Below are 22,160 nucleotides of genomic sequence, written 5' to 3' on the forward strand. Positions count from 1 at the left end.
ACTTAGAAGTCCCGAAACTGATATTACATCAAAAGACATATCGGGGAATTACGTAGTAGGAGCTATTGCCGAGATAGAGCTGTATAAAATTAGTACAAACCCGTTTCAGCCCCGCGAAAACTTTGAAGATGAAACTCTTACCGAATTAGCCGAGTCTATCAAAAGTCAGGGTATTATACAGCCACTTACCGTTCGGAAAATGGGTTTCGACAAATATCAACTTATTTCGGGCGAAAGAAGATACAGAGCCGCTAAAATGGCAGGATTGGAAACTGTACCGTGTTTTATCAGAGTTGCCAACGATGAGCAAATGTTAGAATGGGCTTTGATTGAAAATATTCAAAGAGAAAACCTTAACGCTATTGAGATTGCTATAAGCTACAATCGACTTATTGAAGAAGTAAACATTACTCAAGAAGAACTTAGCAAAAGAGTTGGTAAAAAAAGAGCTACCGTTACCAATTATTTGCGTTTGCTCAAACTTCCCGCCGAAGTTCAGGCAGCTATCATCAACGATGATATTACCATGGGACACGCCAGAACCCTTATCACCCTTGAGGATCAAAAGCAGCAATTGGAAATTTTAAACGAAATACTAAAAAAACAATTGTCGGTCAGAGAAACCGAAAACTTGGTTAAAAGCATTAAAGAAGGCAAATCTGAGCGAAGCGAAAAAAAGACTAAACCACAAGCCAATAAGCTTTATTCGGATATGGAAGATAAACTGCAGAAACATTTTATGCGCAAAATAAAATTTAGTGCAAAAAGTAAGGGTGGGGGAACTATTAGTATTCCGTTTACTTCCGAAGAAGATTTGAAAAAGTTGCTTAAAGCTCTCGGAATAGAAGAGAAGTAATATCTTTGTACTTTTGCGTACCGATAATTTTTTCAATGAGTAAAATGAAGGGATGTTATTTTTGCCAAAGGTTAAAGTTTATCGTATTAGTTTGTTCAGTTTTATTTACAACTTATTTAAATTCGCAAACTTATTCGGACAGCTTGGTATTAGAGCAACCCCAAGTAATAATAGATACAACCTATAATACTCTTGATGCCGAAACACTTAGCCCACAAAAAACTATAAAACCACATTCGCCGCACAAAGCAACAATTTTGGCAGCGCTTTTACCAGGCTCAGGGCAGATATATAACCAAAAATATTGGAAAGTTCCTATTGTTTACGCAGGTTTTGGTGCTATAACATATTACATAATTAGTCAAACCAAACAGTATAATTCGTTTAAAGATGCCTACGAGTGGTCGGCTTTTACGCAATATACAATTTATCCGCCTTCGCCTAACAATATTTTTACACCTGTACCGGCACCGCCAAACGAATTGGCTAAAAAATACAATGCTAATCAGTTGCTTACAGGCAGAGAATATTACAGACGCAACGTTGAGCTTGGCTACATAGTTGCAGGGTTTTGGTACATTTTAACCATAGTCGATGCCGTTGTTGATGCTCACTTTTTCGACTACGATATCAGCAACGACCTTACTCTAAACGTGAAACCCGCCACTTTTACAGCTCCTTTTGCTCATTCTGTAGATGCATACCAATACCCATTGGGATTGAACGTTACACTTAATTTTTGAAACAAAAAACCTTAACATAAAAACTCGCACAAATGAATATTGCAATTTTAGGATACGGAAAAATGGGAAAAATGATTTCTCAGTACGTCGAAAATGAGACAAATGATACTATTGCTCTAATTATCGACAATACCGACGATTGGAAAAACAAAGGAGCGGAATTGAAAAACTGTGATGTGGCAATAGATTTTTCGGAGCCTGCCGTAGCAATAGATAATATTATTACTTGTTTTAAAAATAATGTTCCAGTTGTGTGCGGAACTACAGGTTGGTACGACAAATTAGAATATGTAAGGCAAATGTGCGAAAAGTACGACGGAAGTTTGGTTTATGCATCTAATTTTAGCATTGGTGTTAATATTTTTAGCGAAATTAATAAACGATTGTCTAAAATTATGGAAAAATACGCTCAATACGAGGTGAAAGTAGCAGAAACTCATCATACAGCTAAGCTCGATAAGCCAAGCGGAACGGCAATAACTTTGGCAAACCAGATAATTGAAAATAACGCGACATACTCCGATTGGGAACTCACCGACGACAACGGCAATACAAAAAAACAACACAGTATTCCTGTAATTTCATATCGCGAAGGCAACGAAGTTGGCACACACGAAATAACTTGGCAAAGTGCCGAAGATTTGATAAGCATAAAACATAAAGCCTTTTCCAGATTGGGTTTTGTAAAAGGAGCCTTGCTTTCGGCAAAATGGATTTTGGATAAAAAAGGCGTTTTTACTGTAAATGACGTAGTTAACTCGTAGAAATAAAGTCTTTGTTTATGTTAAAAATCAATAAATGCATATTAGTTGTAATTAACATTATCGGCTTTTAATTACTTTTACAAAAATTATAAAAAAATATTATGGTACTCGAAATCATTTTAACCCTGATAATTCTGTTCTTTCCGGCTGTAAATTATTGGATATTTAAAGATGGCGGCGTAAAAGGCTACAAATCTCTAATACCAATATACAACTACTTTGCTTGGATACGATTGATAAAAAAACCATTGTGGTGGCTGATTTTTATGTTGATACCGTTCCTAAACATATTCATGGTATTGCTTATGCTTGTCAGCACTGCCGTGTTATACAAAAAATACAAACTTTGGGAACAGGGTTTGGCAGCCATATTTCCACTTATTTATATGCCGTATTTGGGATTATCGAAAAAGGAGAAGTTCCACGATCGCTCTGAATTACCTAAGGTAAAAAAGACAGTCGTCCGCGAATGGGTCGATGCCATCATTTTTGCTGTTGTTGCTGCATCGTTGATACGCATGTTTATTTTCGAAGCATATACAATTCCAACATCCTCAATGGAAAAGTCTTTGCTAGTGGGCGATTTCCTTTTTGTTAGCAAAATGGCATACGGACCTAAAATTCCTAATACGCCAATAGCTTTTCCTTTTGTGCATCACACAATGCCACTAACGAAGACTACCAAGTCATACAGCGAAATTGTGAAGTTCCCGTACTATCGTTTTTTCGATTGCAGAGAAGTTAAAAGAAATGATGCAGTCGTCTTTAATTATCCCGATGGCGATACTGTGGCGCTTAATGCTCAAAATCAGAGTTATTATTCACTTTTAAGGCATTACGGACGTCAGCGTGTTGAAAACGATAAATTTACTTTCGGAAAAATTGTGGCTCGCCCTGTCGATAAAAGAGAAAACTACGTAAAACGATGCATAGCAGTTGCAGGCGATACTTTGCAAATTATCAATCAGCAAGTTTATATCAACGGAAAACTCACCGAAAATCCTAAAAATGTTCAGTATATTCATAAAGTTGTTACTGATGGAAGTCCGTTAAACAGAAGAGTCTTACAAAAATTCGATATAACCGAAGAAGTATTTTCTCACAGCGACGGAAGTTTGCTAATGACACTAACTGACAAGTCTGCCGAAAGTTTGAGAGCATTGCCAACTGTTAAAAGCGTTGAAAAAGTTGTAGATCCGCCAATGTTCGACAACGGCGATATTTTTCCATTCGATAGAAATTTGAATTGGAGCGTCGATAATTACGGTCCTATTTACATACCGCAAAAAGGCATTACAGTTGAGATAAACAAACAAAACTTGCCTTTATATTCTCGAATAATCAAAAATTACGAAAACAACGACCTTAAAGTCGAAGGCGACAATATTTTGATCAACGGCAAAGTTGCTACGACCTACACGTTCAAATACGATTACTATTGGATGATGGGCGATAACAGGCACAATTCAGCCGATTCAAGATTTTGGGGGTTTGTTCCCGAAGACCATGTTGTTGGTAAAGCTTCATTTGTGTGGCTTTCGTTAGATAAAAACAAGAGCCTTTTCCAAGGAAAAATCCGTTGGAGCAAAATGTTTAGAGTTGTTAAATAATAAAAAGAAATAATTTAAAAAAGGAATAAATAATATGATTAAACGGTTTTTATATCTATTAGTCTTTGTTTTAGCAGGCAGTACTTTGTTTGCTCAAACCGATGCAAAACTATTTACAGGTAAAATTAAGTACAATGTTACTTATTTGCAAAACATACCCAACATTATAGGCGGACAGGAATTGCCTAAAGAATTGGAAATGATTATAAAAGGCAATAAAGCTTACATAAAAACCAATTTGCCCGATGGTACAACCGCTTTTTTGATTGACGGCGAAGAATTTGCCATTTATAGATTTTATAACATCGAAAAGAGTAAGGTATACACTAAAGAAACCCTTAAAGACTTCGCTCTTAAATCACCTCCAACTATTATGAAACAAACTAAAACCAAAGTAATTGCCGATCAGTTTTGCAGAGTTGTTACAGTTTATCAGCAAGGAGCAAAGGGCTATCAAGATAATATAGAAGTTTATTATTCAGACGAATTGGGCGAAAATAATTTGTACTTCAATACGCCGCTTATGACCAATAAAGGAATCTACTTAGATTTTATTTACAATTTCTCGGATATTTCGGTGCAATTAGAAGCGACCAAAGTAACTAAAGCCAAAAGAGTTAAAAACAAATATTTTAAAATACCCAAAAAGTACGTCGAAGTCGATAAAGAAGAGCTACGCCGCCTGCAATCGGCGATGTATAGAAAACTTATGAGTAAGTAGCGTGTTTCGGGTTGCGTGTTTCGGGGGAGTTCTGAGTATCGAGTTCCGAGTATTGAGTGTCGCACTCGTAACTCAGGACTCATAACTCAAAACTAACCCGTAACCCGCAACTCCATCAATCACTCATCACCCATCACCCATCACTCATCACTCATCACTCATCACCACCCACCAAAAAATATTTACATTTTAAGATAATAATCCTAAACAAATTCTGTTTCTTATTTTACAAGGTATTAATTAGCAAACAATTTTTTCACAATTCAACTAAAACTTGTATTTTTGTACCGTAAAGATTATCATCATATTGTATTTATTTAATTAAACACAAATGTCAACCACAAAAAATCAGTTGCCGAAAAATGTTTTAAAAAATCCTGTTGTCAAGGAAGCGGATTCTGACGAGGACTTGAAAAATGGCAAACAGACCAAAACAGACGGTAAAAAAACTTCGAGGAAAACTAAAAAAGCCGATAAGTCGGATGATAAGCACGTTAAAAAAAACGAACTCAAAAAATTTAATCCTACAGCTTTAGAAAAATTTTCGCAAATTGTAGGAGTAATTTCCATTGTTATAGCAATATATCTTACCGTAATATGTATTTCGTTCTTAGTCAATTGGTTTAGCAACAGCAACGATATTGTCGGTGCAAACCAGTCTGTTCAAAGTGTGTTAACAGAGCCGATAGAACATACCGAAGGCGCTGAGGCAGAGTTTAAAGCCAATTTAGATACAGGCACTAAAAACGTTGGAGGCAGTTTAGGAGCCTATCTTTCCAATTTTTTCATCAAATCAGGTTTCGGAATAGGATTTTTCTTCATAATACTTTGGTTGTACAGCGTTGGCTTGCAGTTTGCTTTTAAAAACAAATTGATGCCGTTTTTCGGAGGATTTGCCGTCAGCACCTTGCTCATGGCTTGGTTGTCGCTACTGATGGCTTTTGTTTTTGTAAATACAAAATACTCAATTTTGGGTGGTATTGTCGGTTTTGAGATGTACCAATATCTATATTATTTGACGGGCAACATTGGCGTTGTATTGCTACTCACTGTGGTTTTTGTACTGTTTTTAATTATTATTTACAATTTTTCACTAATAACATTTAAAAACAAGCTTAGCAAGGTTAAGGATAAGGTTGTGGACACTACCCAATCCATTGTAGGTAGTGCCAACTTCAAGAAAACCCAAAATCAAGAAACTAATACCGAAGAACCCGACATCGATGACGAAAATGAAGAAGGTAATAATGAAAACGTTTTTGTAAAAAATGAATTCATTTCCGATACTGCAGGAACCGCAGAGCAACCGGAAGATGAAGTTGAGGATGACGAAGTCCCCGAAAACACCTTTTTCAAAGATTCCGACGATGATGACGATATAGCTTGGGATGTAAACCAAAAGTCTAATCAACAAGGAGTTAAAAGTTCTACTGATGTTGATTTTATTATCGAAGATACTACAGGGAAATCAGCTAGTACCGTTCAACCCGATGAAGACATAGATGATGAATTTGAAGAAGAAAATCGCATTGGCAGCATCAACACTCCCTACGACCCGCGTTTGGATTTATCTGACTTTAAATTTCCTACACCCGATTTGCTGAAAGACTACGGCAGCGGTGTCGTTCAAGTTAGCCAAGAAGAATTGGAAGCTAATAAGGATAGAATAGTCGAAACCTTAGGCAATTACGGGATAGGAATCGACAAGATTAGAGCAACCATAGGTCCTACCGTTACCTTATACGAAATAGTTCCGGCTCCCGGTGTAAGAATTTCTAAAATCAAAAACTTAGAAGATGATATTGCTTTAAGTTTGGCAGCTTTAGGAATTAGAATTATTGCGCCTATTCCTGGAAAAGGAACGGTTGGTATTGAAGTGCCTAATCAGAAACCTGAAATTGTAAGTTTAAAAACAGTTGTTTCTTCCGATGCGTTTGTCAATTCGAAATACCAATTACCTATTGCCTTCGGCAAAACAATCGCAAACGAAGATTTTATCGTCGATTTAGCCAAAATGCCGCATATATTGATGGCAGGAGCTACAGGACAAGGTAAATCTGTCGGACTTAATGTTATTATTGCTTCGTTGCTGTTTTGCAAACATCCAGCCGAGCTTAAGTTTGTTATGGTTGACCCCAAAAAGGTTGAATTGCCTTTGTTTACAAAAATAGAGCGTCATTATTTAGCCAAACTTCCCGATTCCGAAGAAGCCATTATTACCGATACTACTAAGGTAGTTTATACCCTAAATTCGCTTAATATAGAAATGGATTCTCGATACGATTTGCTTAGCGATGCCATGGTTAAAGACATAAAACAATATAATGCTAAATTTATTTCTCGTAGGCTTAATCCTAATGACGGACATAGATTTTTGCCTTACATAGTAGTTGTTATCGACGAGTTTGCCGATTTAATTCTAACAGCAGGCAAAGAAATTGAGAAACCTATTACAAGATTGGCACAATTGGCTCGTGCTGTGGGTATTCACCTTGTTATAGCTACACAGCGACCGAGTACCAACATTATTACAGGTATTATAAAAGCCAATTTCCCTGCACGTATTGCTTTCAGGGTTATTTCTTCAACCGATTCTCGTATTATTTTAGATAGCACAGGAGCCGACCAACTAATAGGTAGGGGCGATATGCTTTTCTCGCAAGGTGGCGCTATGCAAAGAATTCAATGTGCATTTATCGATACACCCGAAATAGAAGAGCTTACCGAGTTTATTGGCAGTCAGCGTGGCTATCCGTATGCTATGGCACTACCCGAATACGACGGCGAGAACGGCGATGCAGCGAAAATGTCGTCGGAAAACCTTGACGAAAGAGACGAGTTGTTTGAAGACGCTGCCAGAATTATTGTTAGCACACAACAAGGCTCAGCATCTCTACTGCAACGTAGGCTTAAATTAGGATACAACCGAGCCGGCAGAATTATAGATCAATTGGAAGCCGCAGGTATAGTTGGTCCTTACGAAAGCGGAAAAACAAGAGAAGTTAAAGTTGCTAACGAATTTGCTTTGGAACAGTTTTTGAAAGATTTAGATAGTAAATAGAAATCTACCGGACTGAAAAAACATGTGTATATGAAGAAAATCCTTTTAGCTATTTGTTTGCTACTGACAACTTTTGCGTTTGCTCAAAACGATAAAAAAGCGACTAATCTTATCGACGCTGTGAGCAATAAGTTGCAGAGCATGCAACCTATTGTAGTTGATTTTACTTATAAAATAAGCGGCACTTCATCAACCGAAGATAAAAGCTATTCGGGAACTCTTTACAGCATGGAAAGCATGTACAAACTTTCCATGTCGAACCAAATTATTTATTGCAATGGCGGTAATGTTTGGACGTACTTTGAAGATGTCAACGAAGTTGAAATTTCAGAATTCGACGACAGCTCTCAATCGCTTATGCCATTTGATATAATAAAAAACTACAAAAACGATTACAAAGCACGATTTATAGGTGAGCAAGGAAACACCGCCACCGTTGAATTGTATCCTACCAAAAAGAACAGCTTTTTTATAAAGGCAAATTTAGTTGTTGATGTTCCTAAAAAACTTGTTAAAACTATCACACTCTCCGACCGCGACGGAAACAAATTCGTTTACATGGTAAAAAGCATAAAAACGGATAACAAATTAAACAAAAAACACTTCACCTTCCAATCATCCGATTACCCGGGAGTTGAAGTGATTGATATGAGATAATATTCGGTATTGTCCATACAGATAACGGAACAATAATCGGCACAAAGTATTTTTTTATTGCGAAAAGATTAAATTTGTTGTTGATAAAACTATTGAACAGCTAATAATTAGTTATGGTACATACTAAGATAAAATACTTTTTCTTTCTCTTTCTGTTTCTGTTTCTGTTTATGTGCAGTTTTACTTCTCCAGTATCGGAAGGTTCAAACGATATAAACAAAATCAGCAAAGAGCAAAAAGCGTATGAATTATCCGTAGTTTGGAAAGAGTTGTCATATAATTTTGGCAATATCGATAATTGTCCCGATTTGAATATTGACAGCTTGTATCGAGAGTATCTGCCTTTGATTACGGAAACCGAAAATGATTTCGAGTATTACAAAATGATGCAAAGGTTTATGGCACATTTCAACAACGGACACACGCTTGTATATGGAGTACCCGACCATTTGGTAGAGCATCTTGCGTATCCAATGTTGCAAACATCTTATCAGGACGGACATATAATTGTTGAAAATTTCGGCTCTCGCTACAAAGATGCACTTTCGGTTGGCGATACTATTGTCAGAATTAACGGCTTAAATGCAGTCGATTACTTTTATCAAGAACATGTTCCGTATGTTTGTGCATCAAATCAATCTTATAAAATTCATTATGCAATGTTCGATTTTAACAATACTTGTAATCTGACATGGCGGGACAAAGAATTTTATTTGGAAATCAAAAACGGAGAAAAGATTAAAAAGGTAACTGTTGTTTCCGATTATTATCTCGATAAAAAGAGTGCTAACAATCAGGATACATGGTTTTTTAACGACAATATTAATTTATTTGTAAACGGATTTGAAATAGATACAGTCAATAGCTTTGCCTATATTGATTTACACCGTTGCGATGAGTCTTTTCAGCAAGATTTTGAGCGACATTATCCACAAATTCAAAAATGTGAAAATTTAATTATCGATATTTCCAATAACATTGGCGGTTACAGCAATTACACCGACACCGTTTCAGGTTACCTTATCAATAGTGATAGTATCAAAACCGCCGAATATTTGTATAGGTACAATAATGCTTGGTGGAAATCGTACTATGTTTTTGTTCCTGATGCTGATAAGCAAAAGGAAATTGATATTAGCGAAGATGTTTCATACTATTTAAATCATACTTTTCAATCTTTTAACAACTGTTTTAAATCCAAACTATCGCAAATTAGCATTGGAAAAAATCCCATACCCAAAGATAAACGCTATAAGGGTAATGTTTTTGTTATTATTGGTAAAAACACTGTTTCGGCTGCAGAAACATTTGCAATTCAAGTCTCGCAGCATAAAAACATAGTCTTTTTAGGCGAGAAAACAGCAGGTGCAAACTCGCAACCTTTAAGGTTTACGTTACCTTCGGGACTGAAAGTTATGATAAACGGCGGAAAAGTTTATGATTTCGACCTTAACGATGTCTCTTCAGGTTTCACTCCCTATTATAACGTCAATCTTTCTTCATATTATAAAACCCATTCAAGAAAAATTTTGTTGGAAAATTTGATAGACGTAATAAAAGAACTACACTTGTAAGGTAAATGTACCACAATACCGACTTATGAAACCAAAACGAAAATTAGTCCTTTTGCGAAATAGAATAGAACAGATTACATATAAAAAAACTGTTCTACTTTCTGTGGTATTAGCGGTAATAATAAGTCTTATTTTTATTGGTTTTATTTTATTGGTCAACGTATTTGTTGACATACAATTAGAAAATCTCGTAAAAGAGTTAGATTTTTCCACAAAACGTAAAATTCTTTTTGTTCTAAGTGCCTTGGTTTTGGCTCCAATGGTTGAAACTTTCATATTTCAGCACTTAATATTTCATTTTTTCAAAGAAATTAGAAGAAAAGGCATTCCGATAAGATTTATTGTTATAAGTTCCTTGTTGTTTGGTTTGGCACATCAAGTAACTTGGACATCAGGAGTGTTTTTGGGAATAACTTTCTTTATTCAAAAATTAGCAGTTGGCGTAATATTAGCTATTTGCTATTATTTATTTTATCGCAAAAGAAAACATGCCTTGCTCTCCACTGCCTTAATTCATAGTGTCCATAATTTATTCGTTATTACTGTGATTCTGTGGTTCCAATGATAATTTCCTAATTTTGTAAAACGAACATGACGAAAAAAAACAACATTTTTTATAACATATAAATCAACAATTAATGTTTTCAAAACATCTTTGTAGCAGAAATTTAGTTTAATCTTCAAACTTTACTTTTTTATCTTTTGCTGTAACAATGGAAAGTGTTTGCGTTTGCGGTATATTTTTATTGCTAACTATTTGATGCTAATTAAATTAATCAGATTTTTTGTTCTATGTTAAAAAAAAGATTTATAATTTTGTAAAATAGAATTTATGCACTATTGTTCTCTTGGATAAACTAAGTCTTCTATGAGTTTTTACAAAAACCTTTAAATATATAATTACTTGTTTAATCCTTTAATTTTAAAAACTATGATTTACACATCCATTAAAAGAGTAAGAAACAAAGAGGAAAGAAAGAGAATAGTAGAACGATTGTTGGTTTTGCGTAAGCAGCTTGATGAAGAGATTCCTGAAAAAACAGCTGCTTCATCTTTAATTTTAGCAACGTGGAATATCAGAGAATTTGGTAGCGATAAACGCACGCTCGAAGACTATTTCTACATTGCAGAAATTATTAGCCGTTTCGATCTGATTGCGCTTCAGGAAGTGCTGGGGAATAAAAAAGCACTTGAAAAATTGATGCCTATTTTGGGCAGGAATTGGAGTTACATTGCCACCGATGCTACCGAAGGAACGGCAGGAGGTTCGGAATGTATGGCTTTTTTGTACGATACCAATAAAGTTACTTTTAAAAATGTGGCAGGTGAAATCGTCTTGCCTAAGGATAAACTTTTAAATGGGTTGCAATTTGCTAGAACCCCATTTTCTGTGATGTTTCAGGTGGGTTGGTTTAAGTTTTATTTAACCACTGTGCACATAATTTTTGGAAAATCTACCAAAGTAAACCTCGAACGTCTGGCAGAAATAAAATGTATAGCCGAGTTTTTGACAAAACGTCAAAAGAAAGAAAAAACAAACTATGTTTTATTAGGCGATTTTAATGTTCCAAAAGTTGATGACGATTACATGAAAGCATTGGAAAAAGGGGGATTTTACATACCGAATGCTATTAAAAAACACCCGACAGATTTAGGTGGTACAAAGCACTACGATCAAATAGCTTTTAACCTGAAATTGACTAAAACAATGACTCTTTTCAAAGAAAAGATACAAAAGGCAGGTGCTTTTAATTTTACGAAATCAGTTCACAAACCCGACGACTGGCGTATTTATATGTCAGATTTTGACAAGAAATATGTAGAAGGTAAATCTGATAAAGAAATTAAAAAATACTATCTAAAATATCGTACTTTCAGAATGTCCGACCATTTGCCTTTGTGGGTAGAGTTGAATGTTGATTTTAGCGAGCAGTACTTAAAGGAACTAAAAGAAAGCTGCGAGGATAATTAAATCGCATTTGTAAAATTGTATGTTTAGCACATCAGAAGTAAGATTTTTTTAGCTTTGCAAGCTGAAAAAATACTTTATTGAGCAAAAATTGACGTTAAACAGGCAAATACTAAGGTTAGCAGTCCCAAACATTGTTACCAACATAACCATTCCCATATTGGCAAGTGTTGATATAGGATTAATGGGTCATACCGGTTTCGTAAAATTTATCGGTGCTATTTCCTTAGGTAACATGATATTCAGCTTGTTGTTTTGGATATTTAGCTTTTTGCGTATGGGTACAAGCGGATTTGTTGCTCAATCTTATGGCAAACGCGACTTATCCGAAAGTGTACACATATTGTTGCGCTCGGTAATAATGGGTTTTTCTGCAGGAATTTTACTTATTGCCTTGCAATTTCCTATAGAAGCCTTGTCTTTCAAATTATTAAAAGCATCAGAAGGAGTCGAAGAATTAGCAAAACAATATTTTAGAATTAGAATTTACGCAGCACCAGCCACACTGCTTATTTACGTAGCAACAGGTTGGTTTATTGGTATGCAAAACGCCAAGTTTCCAATGATATTGGCTATAAGCGTAAATAGCTTAAATGTAGTTTTGAGCATAGTTTTTATACGTGTTTTAAACTTAGGTAGCAATGGAGTTGCTTACGCCAATTTGATAAGTCAGTGGTTCGGCTTTCTGTTGATTTTGGTTTTACTGAGACCTTATTTATTTAAACTCAAAAAACACATAAATACTCGTCAGCTGTTTGATAAAAGGAAGTTTATCGCTTTTATTAATGTAAATAGAGATATTTTCATTCGCACTTTGTGCTTAATATCTGTGCTGACCTTTTACACAGCCGAATCAGCACGCATGGGTGATGAACTGCTTGCCGTAAACACGATATTGTTTCAGTTCTTTTACTTCTTCTCATACTTCATCGACGGTTTTGGATATGCAGCCGAAGCATTAGTAGGCAAGCATTACGGAGCAAAAAATAAACTCATGTTAAAAATTACAATAAAACGACTTTTTGTTTGGGGTGTAGGAATAGCTTTAGTCTTTACGCTTGCATATTTTATTTTTTACGACAATATTTTGCATTTGCTCACCGACCAAGAAGAAATTGTACAATTAGCACATAAATACATATTTTGGATATGGTTAGTACCTGCCGTTTCGTTTTCTGCCTTTTTGTGGGACGGCATTTATGTAGGAGCAACCGCATCGGCTCCAATGCGAAACAGCATGATAATCGCTTCCATAGTACTGTTTTTCCCTATTTATTTCATATTTAAAGGCAGTTTAAACAACCATGCACTTTGGTTAGCAATGACTATTTTCTTATTAGCCAGAGGAGTTTTGTTGGGATTGGTTTCGAGGAAATATATTATTGTGTAGATGTTGCGTGGTTTCACGGCTTTTAGCCATTAGCCATTGGCTCTTAGCTATTTGCCGGGTTTAGCCAAAAGCTAACAGCTAACGGCTACTTACTTCCGTCTCCTAACTTCTGACTCCTAACTCGAAATTTCACGGCTTTTAGCCATTAGCCATTGGCTCTTAGCTATTTGCCGGGTTTAGCCAAAAGCTAATAGCAAACGGTAACTCCAATTAAGCTGTTTAGCAATAAACGAACTTCACTCTTTTCGTATTAATTATCTATCATGAGAAGAAATTACAATAGCCAATAATTTTACTTTGAAAAGGACGGCATACATTTCTTCTGAATGTAGTTCGAAATAAATCCTTAGTGAGAACGGGAAGCTCCGAGCTTGCGAGGAGATCACCCGCACGAACTTAGGATTTATGAGAACGCAATTCAGAAATGAAATGTCAGCCTTGATTTTTTGTTACTTTTTTATCAAGAAAAAAGTAAGAAAGAAAGATTAGAACCTTTTGAGTCAATGTTCACAACAAATACCACCAAACAACTAACGGCTACTTACTCCCAACTCCCATCTCCCAACTCCTGACTCATAACTCATAACTCATAACTCATAACTCGAAACTCGGAACACTCATCACCCATCACCCATCACCAAAAGCCAACGGCTAACAGCTAACGGCTAACGGCAACTTAGGCTTACAGAACAAAAAAACCTTTTAAAAAACGAACAATCTTAAGAGAAAAAACAGCCTTTCTCCACTAATTATTGTTAATCAAATATTTAGATAAAACCTCTTATTTATAACTATTCTAAAAACACATATTTAGCTAAAAAAATCTTAAAAAAGAATTATTATTCGACAATTAATGGTTAATTTTGTAGAAAACTTAAAAATTAAAAATTATAATATTATGGCAAAAATTAGAGGAGAAATAGTAGTTGATAAAGAACGCTGTAAAGGCTGTCAGGTATGCGTAGTAAACTGTCCCGAAGGTGTAATAACCATGTCAGTTGAAGTAAACTCAAAAGGATATCATTATGCACAACCATCAACCGATGGGTGCATAGGATGTGCAAATTGTGCAGTTGTATGTCCTGATGGTGCAATTACAGTTTATAGAAAAAAATTTACCGAATAAAAACAAAATAACATGAGAGAATTACATTTAATGAAAGGAAACGAAGCCTTTGCAGAGGCTTTAATCAGAGCTGGCGCAGACGGTTATTTTGGCTATCCCATTACTCCACAATCGGAAGTTATGGAGTACTTGATGGCAGAAAAGCCATACGAACGTACAGGTATGGTTGTGTTACAAGCCGAAAGTGAAATTGCGGCAATTAACATGGTGTACGGCGGTGCTGCATGCGGCAAAAGAGTAGTTACATCATCTTCAAGTCCGGGAATCAGCTTAAAACAAGAAGGAATAACATATATGTGCGGGGCAGAATTGCCTTGTGTTATCATGAATGCCGTTCGTGGAGGTCCAGGTTTAGGAACCATTCAGCCGGCACAGTCCGATTATTTTCAAAGTACTAAAGGTGGTGGACACGGCGACTACAAGCTGTTGGTCTTAGCTCCTGCATCAGTACAAGAAATGGCAGATTTTGCAAAATTAGGTTTTGAATTAGCTTTTAAATACAGAAACCCTGTATTGATTCTATCAGACGGTGCTATAGGTCAGATGATGGAAAAAGTTGAACTTGACCCGCAAGTGCCACGTTGGACTAACGAAGAAATTATTAAAATGCATCCTTGGGCTACTACAGGTAAGCCTCCAACACGAGAAAGAAACATTATTACTTCACTCGATTTGCAATCGGCAACCAATGAAATCCACAACCATCATTTGCAAGCAAAATACCGCAAAATGGAAGAAGAGGAAGTACGTTACGAACTAGTTAACTGCGATGATGCTGAATATATTATCGTTGCTTACGGAACAAGTGCTCGTATTTCCCTTAAAGCTGTTCAGCTTGCCAGAGAAGAAGGAATTAAAGTGGGTTTATTACGTCCGATTACACTTTTCCCATTCCCTAAAAAAATTGTTAGAGAATTGAGAGAAAGAGTAAAAGGATTTTTGAGTGTTGAAATGAGTGCCGGTCAGATGGTCGAAGATATAAGACTTGAAGTTGAAGGTAAAGTTAAAGTTGAACACTTTGGCAGATACGGTGGTATTGTTCACACACCAACAGAGATAGTTGAACAATTAAAATCAAAATTAATAGGAGGTTAATATAATGGCAGAATTTAAACATAATCCAGAAATTACTCAAGAAGAGAATTTAGTATATAAGCGTACCGATTTATTAACACCTGCTACGTTGAGTTATTGTCCGGGCTGCGGTCACGGAACAGCACATAGAATAGTAATGGAGGTTGTTGAAGAAATGGGTATTCAACAAGATACAATAGGTGTTGCTCCTGTAGGCTGTTCGGTGTTGGCATACGAATTTATGGATATTGATATGCAGCAGGCAGCACACGGACGTGCTCCGGCATTGGCTACAGCTATAAAAAGACTTATGCCCGAAAAATTTGTTTTCACCTACCAAGGCGACGGCGACTTAGCAGCTATTGGTACTGCCGAAACAATACATACGGTTAATAGAGGCGAAAACATTACAATTATTTTTATAAATAATGGTATTTACGGAATGACAGGTGGTCAGATGGCTCCTACAACCCTTGCAGGCATGAAGTCTAGTACATCGCCATACGGAAGAGATGTTGAAATTATGGGTAATCCGATTAAAATTACCGAATTGGTTGCTCAATTAGACGGTGCCCTATATGTTACACGTCAATCGGTTCATACAGCAAACGCTGTTAGAAGAGCCAAAAGAGCTATCAGAAAAGCGTTTGAAAATCAAAAATTGAATAAAGGGACTTCTTTTGTCGAAATAGTTTCAAACTGTAACTCAGGTTGGAAAATGACGCCAAATGATGCTAATCAGTGGATGGTTGACAATATGTTTCCTTTTTATCCTATTGGCGATATTAAAGACAACAAGTAAATTATTAATAACAGAAAATATTAAAGATTATGACAGAAGAGTTAATTATAGCAGGTTTTGGTGGTCAAGGCGTTTTATCTATGGGTAAAATCTTGGCTTACTCAGGAGTTATGCAAAATAAAGAGGTAAGTTGGATGCCATCCTACGGACCCGAAATGAGAGGTGGTACGGCTAATGTTACTGTTATTATTAGTGACGAAAGAATCAACTCTCCCATATTGAATCAATATGATACGGTTATTGCTCTGAATCAGCAGTCGTTAGATAAGTTCGAGAGTACAGTAAAACCAGGCGGCGTGCTTTTGTTCGACCCCAATGGTATTACACGTATGCCAACTCGCAAAGATATTAATATCTATTCTATAGAAGCTGCCGAAACAGCAGGCAAGTTAGGAATATCAAAGGTGTTTAACATGGTTGTTTTAGGAGGTTTCTTAAAATTGAAACCGGTTGTTAGTAAGGAGTTTCTCGAAAAAGGTTTGGAAAAATCTTTACCCGAAAGACACCATAAGCTAATACCCGAAAACCTTAAAGCCGTTGATGTTGGTGCCGGCTTAGTTAAAGAATTTCATGTTTTGAAATAAAAGCATGCCTTTATTATGCACGACTTTAGAAAAACCGTCCTTGGGGCGGTTTTTTTATTAAAAATAAAAAGCCGAAAACTTTACGCCATCTTTATCCATAACCACGGCAGGCATTGGAACTTTTATAAAATTAACCAATTTTAAAATTGTATTTAAGGTTTTTGATGAAGTATTTATTTTTTCCAAGTCAACATCGAGAGATAAGACGAACTGACGTTTTCTGTCAAGCATTTTTGGGTCAACATTCAAATTTGGCGGATTTTCGTAACCGCCTAATAAACCTTTTGCACTATAACCAAAAGCAACGTTAAGCCAATCGGGCAGTACGGATTTATTGTTGCAAAACGAGTTAATATTAATCGAAACCCAACTTGTTTGTCCGTTGTAGTCTTTCAGTAAACGAAGTAGTGCATTATTTCCAAGCACATCAGGTCGATGTTGAGCATAAGGAGTTAAATGAGCCGATATTTTAAACTTTATGCGTTGCTCTTCCCAAATCATTTGCTGAAGCCCAAAAGCAGCGGTTCCGGAAGCATTGGCGATAATATCGCCCCACGAAGCACCCCATTCGGCTGAGAGCCCATCAAAAAACTCAATTGTCGACATGGTTAAAAAACTACCTACACAGCTGTAAATAACCGATTTTTTATTATCCAAACCTGTCCATCTGTAACTATTATAAAGCACGTTGCTAATAGCGTAGCTACTTACCAAATGACCGCATTTGTCCATTTGCAACCATTCTTTATTGTCGTTTATGAAATGAAAACTAGTTAACTCGTAATTTTTGTACCATGCGTGGTAGAGCAAAAATGCCGAAGAAGTTCCAACAGTAACAATTGCAGAATTTAATATTATAAATTTCGTTTTGTCAAGTGTACTACTGCAAAGTGTGTCTTCTTTATTAATGTTAGTTTGAGCATAACTGTTTAAACTTAGTATTATTGAAGTTGTTAAAAGCAGAACGACAAACCTACGTACCATTGCAATTGTTTTATGCTATTACTAACTATTGATTAAGGTTAATTTTGTCTAAGGCAGTCCTATACTTGTATGCGTTTTTGTTGTGTTCTTCAATACTTGACGCAAAATTATGGTATCCCGAAAAATCTTCGCGAGCACAAAAGAACATGTAATTGTGTTTGTTATAGTTAAGAACCGCATCAATAGAGCTTATTGACGGAATACATATTGGTCCGGGTGGCAATCCCCAATATCTGTATGTGTTATAAGGCGAATCTATGGTTTTATAAACGTTTAAAACTCTTTTTATAGAAAAATCACCCAAAGCATAAACCAAAGTAGGGTCGGCTTGTAGTAGCCAACCTTGTTTCAGTCTATTAATATACACACCTGCAATATCTGCTTTTTCGGAGTTTTGGTTAGTCTCTTTTTCAACAATAGATGCCAATGTATATGCTTCTTCTTTTGTAAATCTTATTTCTTCTAATTTTGCGGTTCGATTTTCGTTCCAAAAAATATTATTTTCTTTGAGCATTCTTTCAAAAAATGCGTCTGTCGAAATAGTCCAATAAACTTCGTAAGTGTTGGGGATAAACATACACAAAGCGGTATATTTGTTGTATCCGTTTTGTTTCAAGAAGTCTTCGTCGTTAAGTTTATTGATAATACTAATCGAGTCAATTTCAAGCTGCGACGAAATGCTATGTGCAAACTCTTCGGCAGTCCGTATATTATTAAAAATAACATTTATAGGGTCTTGATTTCCCGAGCGCAACTTGCTAATAATGCTTTTGTTGCTCATGTTGCTATTAATAAAGTAGTTTCCTTTTTTAACAGAAGTAGGATATTTAAAGAGTTCGGCGACCATCTCAAAACTGCTGCGGTTTATAATAGTACCGTTTTCGTACAATTTGTTTTTCACGTCGTCCCAAGTGTCGGTTTCGTATATCTTCAGAGCATAAGGTTTATCATCTTGCGTCCAAACATTGGGCTTAAGCAGATATTTATATCCTGTATAAAAGGTGAATGCACACAAAATCAGCAGCATTATGGTAAGAAATGACAAAACTCTGTTTCGTTTGCGTCTTTTCGCCTTTTTTTTATATAGTTTTTGATAGTAGTTTCCCATAATTTTATAATTTTTCGTTTAAAAATAATTGCATAACAACAGTATCGTGTGGTTTTGAGTTAATAATATTCCATTTTTTTAGTAATCCCGATTCGCTGAAACCTACGCTTTTAAATAGGTTTATGCTACTTTCGTTATCCGAAATAATATAGCAGTACATCTGAACAAGATTGAGCACGTCTTTGCAGTACTTTATAGTAATACTAAGAGCTTGCTTTGCAAAACCTTTATTTCGGTATTTTTTGTCGATTAAAATTCCAACACCTACACGACGATTAATCGCATCTAAGTCGTACAAATCGATAGTACCTATTGTTTTTGGAGGCATACCCGTAGCATAAAGGTCTATCATAAAGCGATGCTGTTTTTCTGCAAAAATATCGTTATTGAAGTTGCGAATAAAATCTTCAATTTTGCTCAACGAAACATGAGCAAAGGAGCTGCCGTACTGCCAATTCTCGGTATTGTTTTCCCACTTGTAAATGGTTTTGGCATCTTTAGGTTCCGGCGACCTTAAACGAACAACTTCATCAATTTTGCTCATAATATTCAGATTGAAATTTCACCTTTAAAAACCAATGTAGCACCGCCTGTTAAAAAAATATCGGTGTATCCTTTGTCGGAAATCTTAAAGCTAACCTGCAAACTTCCGCCTTTGGTGTTTACCGTTAGGTTGGTTTTATTTATATAGTTGTACGATGTCAGAGCGGTTGCTACCGCACCTGTTCCACACGAAAGAGTTTCGTCAAAAACGCCTTTTTCGTATGTTCTCACGTTTACTTGACTATTGTTGTCTATTTCGGCAATATTAATATTTGCACCCTTGCTTCCCATTGCAGGATTGTTGTGCATTGAAGAGCCGAATCCTTTTAAATCGAAGTCGTTTATATTTTCAATGTACTTTACAAAATGCTCGGTTCCGGTGTTCAACAAAAAACCATCTTCAACTTTTTTTTCTTTCAAAACATCGTTCATGCTTAATTTTACGACTGCCGTATTGGCATCATTTTCAATTATTTCGGCGAAGTGAGTTCCGTCGTCGGCAATAAATGTACATTTGTCTTTTATTACACCTAACTTTTGAGCAAAAGCCGCAATACATCTACCACCATTGCCACAAAACGTCGCTCTGCTTCCATCAGGATTATAAAATATCATACGAAAATCTGCATCTTTGCTATCTTCAAGTATTAATAAGCCATCAGAGCCTATGCCAAAATGTCGCTCGCATAAAGCATTTATTTGGTGCGAATTTAGTTGTAGCGAAATATTTCTGCCATCTACGATAATAAAATCATTTCCACAACCGTGATACTTATAAAAAACAATCTTATTCACTATTAGTCGGCTTAAATTATGTACAACAATTTAACAAAAATACATAATTTTTTTAAACAAGGTGAATTATTACCGTTTCGATTGAACCGTTAGAAAAAATAGCTTAACAATATTTAACACGCCTGTATGGCTGAATGGTACGTAACTTGCCGAATTGAGTATAATAATTACAATAAAATAAACGTTACAAAAATATTATAATAAATAAATATGAAATTAACATACTGCCCAATATTTAGGAACGGAATTACCTTAAAAGTATGTAAATTTCATAGTGCATTAACTACAAAAACAAGTATATATGAAAAAGTTTCTTAATATTTTAATGATTGCCGTATTAGGAGGATTAATTACCTTAGGTGGTTATTTCTTGATACAAAAAACTTCGGCAAAAAGCAGAACCACAAACCAAACTGATGTTATCCAGTTACCCACAAGTTTTACGGGCTACAGTTCAGGAAGTTTCACTCAGGCTTTGCCCGATTTTGCAGTGGCTGCCGATGTTTCAATTCATGCTGTTGTACACATTAAAACCGAATACGAAAGAAAAAATTCCTTTTATGATGACTTTTTTGGTTTAGGCGAACTTTTTGGGATTAGACCTTACGTAGAAAAAGGTCCTTTAAGAGGTGCGGGCTCAGGTGTTATTATCAGAACCGACGGGTACATTGTTACCAATAATCACGTTGTACAAGATGCCAATAAAATTGAAGTTACTCTTAACGACAAACGTACGTATTCTGCTACAATTGTTGGAACCGACCCTTCAACCGACTTAGCTGTGATAAAAATTGAAGAGGCAAATTTACCTTATTTATCTTATGGCGACTCAGATGCTTTAAAAATTGGCGAGTGGGTGTTGGCTGTCGGAAATCCGTTTAATCTCACAAGTACTGTTACTGCCGGTATTGTTAGTGCTAAAGCCAGAAATATTAACATTTTAGGTTCCGAAGCTGGCACGGCAATAGAATCGTTTATACAAACCGATGCTGCAGTTAACCGTGGCAACAGCGGTGGAGCATTGGTTAATACAAGAGGTGAACTTGTGGGAATTAATGCCGCAATAGCAAGCGGAACAGGTTATTACAGTGGCTATTCATTCGCCATTCCGGTCAATATTGTGAAGAAAGTTGTCGCCGACCTTATTGAATTTAATCGTGTGCAAAGAGGTTATTTGGGAGTTAAAATCAATGATATAGACAGCAAGTTTGCTGAGCAACATAATATTAAAGTCCTGAAAGGTGTTTATGTTGCCGAAGTTATGGACGATGGTCCGGCTGAGGAAGCAGGCATGAAAACAGGCGATATTATTATTTCTATAGGCGAAACCAATGTTAATAGCAGTTCGGAATTGTTAGAGCTTATCGGAAGACATCGTCCCGGCGATAATGTTAAGGTTGGTATTAACCGTAAAGGCAACATCTCGTACTTAACTGTTGAGCTACGCAATAGCGACAATACAACTCAATTAATTTCAAAAGATGAAATAAGCGTAACGCCAAGGTTGGGAATCACAGTCGAAAATGCTTCACAAGAACTGTTAAAAAAACTTAATATTTCTCACGGTGTTCAAATATCCAATATCGAAAGAAATAGCGTAATAGCTAACTCTGGCGTTAAAAAAGGTTTCGTAATAGTAGAGATAGACCGCAAGCCGGTGCGCAGGGTTGAGGATATTGCACGAATACTCGAAGGTAAGAAAGGTGCAATTTTGATGGAGGGAATTTATCCTAACGGAGTTAGAGCATATTATGCTTTTGGTTTATAAAAAAATTGTATCTTTGCCTGATATTTTTAAT

General features: G+C 36.0%; 20 protein-coding genes. 16 read left to right on the forward strand and 4 right to left on the reverse strand.

Translation table 11 applies throughout. The annotated features are described in order from the left end of the window. Positions 1-22: 22 nt before the first annotated feature. The 15 genes from PHP31_04585 to PHP31_04655 all read left to right on the forward strand — a co-directional run bounded on the left by PHP31_04585 (position 23) and on the right by PHP31_04655 (position 16,931). The gene (locus PHP31_04585; GenBank protein MDD3738551.1) at positions 23-856 is read left to right on the forward strand and encodes a ParB/RepB/Spo0J family partition protein; all 834 of its coding nucleotides are present in this window, start codon (positions 23-25) and stop codon (positions 854-856) included. A 35-nt stretch (positions 857-891) separates the two neighbouring features. Beyond that, the gene (locus tag PHP31_04590; GenBank protein ID MDD3738552.1) at positions 892-1,599 is read left to right on the forward strand and encodes a DUF5683 domain-containing protein; all 708 of its coding nucleotides are present in this window, start codon (positions 892-894) and stop codon (positions 1,597-1,599) included. 32 nt (positions 1,600-1,631) lie between these two features. Further along, positions 1,632-2,363, forward strand: a complete 732-nt coding sequence (dapB, locus tag PHP31_04595) for a 4-hydroxy-tetrahydrodipicolinate reductase (protein ID MDD3738553.1) — start codon at positions 1,632-1,634, stop codon at positions 2,361-2,363. Positions 2,364-2,464: 101 nt separating this feature from the next. Then, complete coding sequence (lepB, locus tag PHP31_04600) at positions 2,465-3,973, forward strand: signal peptidase I (GenBank protein MDD3738554.1); 1,509 nt, start codon at positions 2,465-2,467, stop codon at positions 3,971-3,973. Between the two features lie 34 nt (positions 3,974-4,007). After that, positions 4,008-4,694: a hypothetical protein gene (locus tag PHP31_04605; GenBank protein ID MDD3738555.1), complete on the forward strand. Its 687-nt coding sequence runs from the start codon at positions 4,008-4,010 to the stop codon at positions 4,692-4,694. A 331-nt stretch (positions 4,695-5,025) separates the two neighbouring features. Next, complete coding sequence (locus PHP31_04610) at positions 5,026-7,755, forward strand: DNA translocase FtsK (protein MDD3738556.1); 2,730 nt, start codon at positions 5,026-5,028, stop codon at positions 7,753-7,755. A 30-nt stretch (positions 7,756-7,785) separates the two neighbouring features. Then, positions 7,786-8,412, forward strand: coding sequence for an outer membrane lipoprotein carrier protein LolA (locus PHP31_04615; GenBank protein MDD3738557.1), 627 nt, complete (start codon positions 7,786-7,788; stop codon positions 8,410-8,412). Positions 8,413-8,525: 113 nt separating this feature from the next. After that, the gene (locus PHP31_04620) at positions 8,526-9,986 is read left to right on the forward strand and encodes a S41 family peptidase (protein MDD3738558.1); all 1,461 of its coding nucleotides are present in this window, start codon (positions 8,526-8,528) and stop codon (positions 9,984-9,986) included. Between the two features lie 25 nt (positions 9,987-10,011). Further along, on the forward strand, positions 10,012-10,551 hold the full coding sequence (locus tag PHP31_04625; protein ID MDD3738559.1) for a CPBP family intramembrane metalloprotease: 540 nt from the start codon (positions 10,012-10,014) through the stop codon (positions 10,549-10,551). Between the two features lie 366 nt (positions 10,552-10,917). Continuing rightward, positions 10,918-11,958, forward strand: coding sequence for an endonuclease/exonuclease/phosphatase family protein (locus tag PHP31_04630; GenBank protein ID MDD3738560.1), 1,041 nt, complete (start codon positions 10,918-10,920; stop codon positions 11,956-11,958). 88 nt (positions 11,959-12,046) lie between these two features. Continuing rightward, entirely contained in the window at positions 12,047-13,345 is a 1,299-nt protein-coding gene (locus PHP31_04635; GenBank protein MDD3738561.1) for an MATE family efflux transporter, read from the forward strand. A gap of 898 nt (positions 13,346-14,243) precedes the next feature. Continuing rightward, positions 14,244-14,471, forward strand: coding sequence for a 4Fe-4S binding protein (locus PHP31_04640; GenBank protein ID MDD3738562.1), 228 nt, complete (start codon positions 14,244-14,246; stop codon positions 14,469-14,471). A 12-nt stretch (positions 14,472-14,483) separates the two neighbouring features. Continuing rightward, a complete protein-coding gene (locus PHP31_04645; protein ID MDD3738563.1) occupies positions 14,484-15,566 on the forward strand; it encodes a 3-methyl-2-oxobutanoate dehydrogenase subunit VorB in 1,083 nt (360 codons plus the stop codon). A gap of 4 nt (positions 15,567-15,570) precedes the next feature. Then, positions 15,571-16,347 carry a thiamine pyrophosphate-dependent enzyme gene (locus PHP31_04650; protein MDD3738564.1) on the forward strand — a complete coding sequence of 259 codons (777 nt, stop codon included), beginning with the start codon at positions 15,571-15,573 and terminating at the stop codon, positions 16,345-16,347. A gap of 29 nt (positions 16,348-16,376) precedes the next feature. Then, positions 16,377-16,931, forward strand: coding sequence for a 2-oxoacid:acceptor oxidoreductase family protein (locus PHP31_04655; protein ID MDD3738565.1), 555 nt, complete (start codon positions 16,377-16,379; stop codon positions 16,929-16,931). 57 nt (positions 16,932-16,988) lie between these two features. Here PHP31_04655 and PHP31_04660 read toward each other — a convergent pair whose 3' ends face one another. The 4 genes from PHP31_04660 to dapF are packed head-to-tail and all read right to left on the reverse strand — an operon-like array spanning position 16,989 to position 20,361. Next, positions 16,989-17,915, reverse strand: coding sequence for a DUF2279 domain-containing protein (locus PHP31_04660; GenBank protein MDD3738566.1), 927 nt, complete (start codon positions 17,913-17,915; stop codon positions 16,989-16,991). Positions 17,916-17,940: 25 nt separating this feature from the next. Next, complete coding sequence (mltG, locus tag PHP31_04665) at positions 17,941-19,023, reverse strand: endolytic transglycosylase MltG (protein MDD3738567.1); 1,083 nt, start codon at positions 19,021-19,023, stop codon at positions 17,941-17,943. Positions 19,024-19,027: 4 nt separating this feature from the next. Next, positions 19,028-19,567 carry a GNAT family protein gene (locus tag PHP31_04670; GenBank protein ID MDD3738568.1) on the reverse strand — a complete coding sequence of 180 codons (540 nt, stop codon included), beginning with the start codon at positions 19,565-19,567 and terminating at the stop codon, positions 19,028-19,030. A gap of 5 nt (positions 19,568-19,572) precedes the next feature. Continuing rightward, positions 19,573-20,361 (reverse strand): diaminopimelate epimerase, encoded by a 789-nt coding sequence (dapF, locus tag PHP31_04675; GenBank protein MDD3738569.1) that lies wholly within the window; start codon positions 20,359-20,361, stop codon positions 19,573-19,575. A gap of 301 nt (positions 20,362-20,662) precedes the next feature. On the opposite strand from dapF, the gene PHP31_04680 reads away from it, so the two are divergent. Beyond that, positions 20,663-22,129 carry a Do family serine endopeptidase gene (locus PHP31_04680; GenBank protein MDD3738570.1) on the forward strand — a complete coding sequence of 489 codons (1,467 nt, stop codon included), beginning with the start codon at positions 20,663-20,665 and terminating at the stop codon, positions 22,127-22,129. The last annotated feature ends 31 nt before the right edge of the window (positions 22,130-22,160 follow it).

The sequence above is a fragment of the Lentimicrobiaceae bacterium genome, assembly GCA_028697555.1.
Lineage (GTDB): Bacteria > Bacteroidota > Bacteroidia > Bacteroidales > UBA4417 > UBA4417.

Coding starts and splice junctions, on each gene's coding strand:
- PHP31_04605 (MDD3738555.1), top strand. CDS start 4,008: ATGATTAAACGGTTTTTATATCTATTAGTCTTTGTTTTAGCAGGCAGT.
- PHP31_04640 (MDD3738562.1), top strand. CDS start 14,244: ATGGCAAAAATTAGAGGAGAAATAGTAGTTGATAAAGAACGCTGTAAA.
- PHP31_04625 (MDD3738559.1), top strand. CDS start 10,012: ATGAAACCAAAACGAAAATTAGTCCTTTTGCGAAATAGAATAGAACAG.
- PHP31_04655 (MDD3738565.1), top strand. CDS start 16,377: ATGACAGAAGAGTTAATTATAGCAGGTTTTGGTGGTCAAGGCGTTTTA.
- PHP31_04590 (MDD3738552.1), top strand. CDS start 892: ATGAGTAAAATGAAGGGATGTTATTTTTGCCAAAGGTTAAAGTTTATC.
- PHP31_04610 (MDD3738556.1), top strand. CDS start 5,026: ATGTCAACCACAAAAAATCAGTTGCCGAAAAATGTTTTAAAAAATCCT.
- PHP31_04660 (MDD3738566.1), bottom strand. CDS start 17,915: ATGGTACGTAGGTTTGTCGTTCTGCTTTTAACAACTTCAATAATACTA.
- dapB (MDD3738553.1), top strand. CDS start 1,632: ATGAATATTGCAATTTTAGGATACGGAAAAATGGGAAAAATGATTTCT.
- PHP31_04650 (MDD3738564.1), top strand. CDS start 15,571: ATGGCAGAATTTAAACATAATCCAGAAATTACTCAAGAAGAGAATTTA.
- PHP31_04620 (MDD3738558.1), top strand. CDS start 8,526: ATGGTACATACTAAGATAAAATACTTTTTCTTTCTCTTTCTGTTTCTG.
- PHP31_04670 (MDD3738568.1), bottom strand. CDS start 19,567: ATGAGCAAAATTGATGAAGTTGTTCGTTTAAGGTCGCCGGAACCTAAA.
- PHP31_04630 (MDD3738560.1), top strand. CDS start 10,918: ATGATTTACACATCCATTAAAAGAGTAAGAAACAAAGAGGAAAGAAAG.
- PHP31_04645 (MDD3738563.1), top strand. CDS start 14,484: ATGAGAGAATTACATTTAATGAAAGGAAACGAAGCCTTTGCAGAGGCT.
- PHP31_04680 (MDD3738570.1), top strand. CDS start 20,663: ATGAAAAAGTTTCTTAATATTTTAATGATTGCCGTATTAGGAGGATTA.
- PHP31_04615 (MDD3738557.1), top strand. CDS start 7,786: ATGAAGAAAATCCTTTTAGCTATTTGTTTGCTACTGACAACTTTTGCG.
- lepB (MDD3738554.1), top strand. CDS start 2,465: ATGGTACTCGAAATCATTTTAACCCTGATAATTCTGTTCTTTCCGGCT.
- mltG (MDD3738567.1), bottom strand. CDS start 19,023: ATGGGAAACTACTATCAAAAACTATATAAAAAAAAGGCGAAAAGACGC.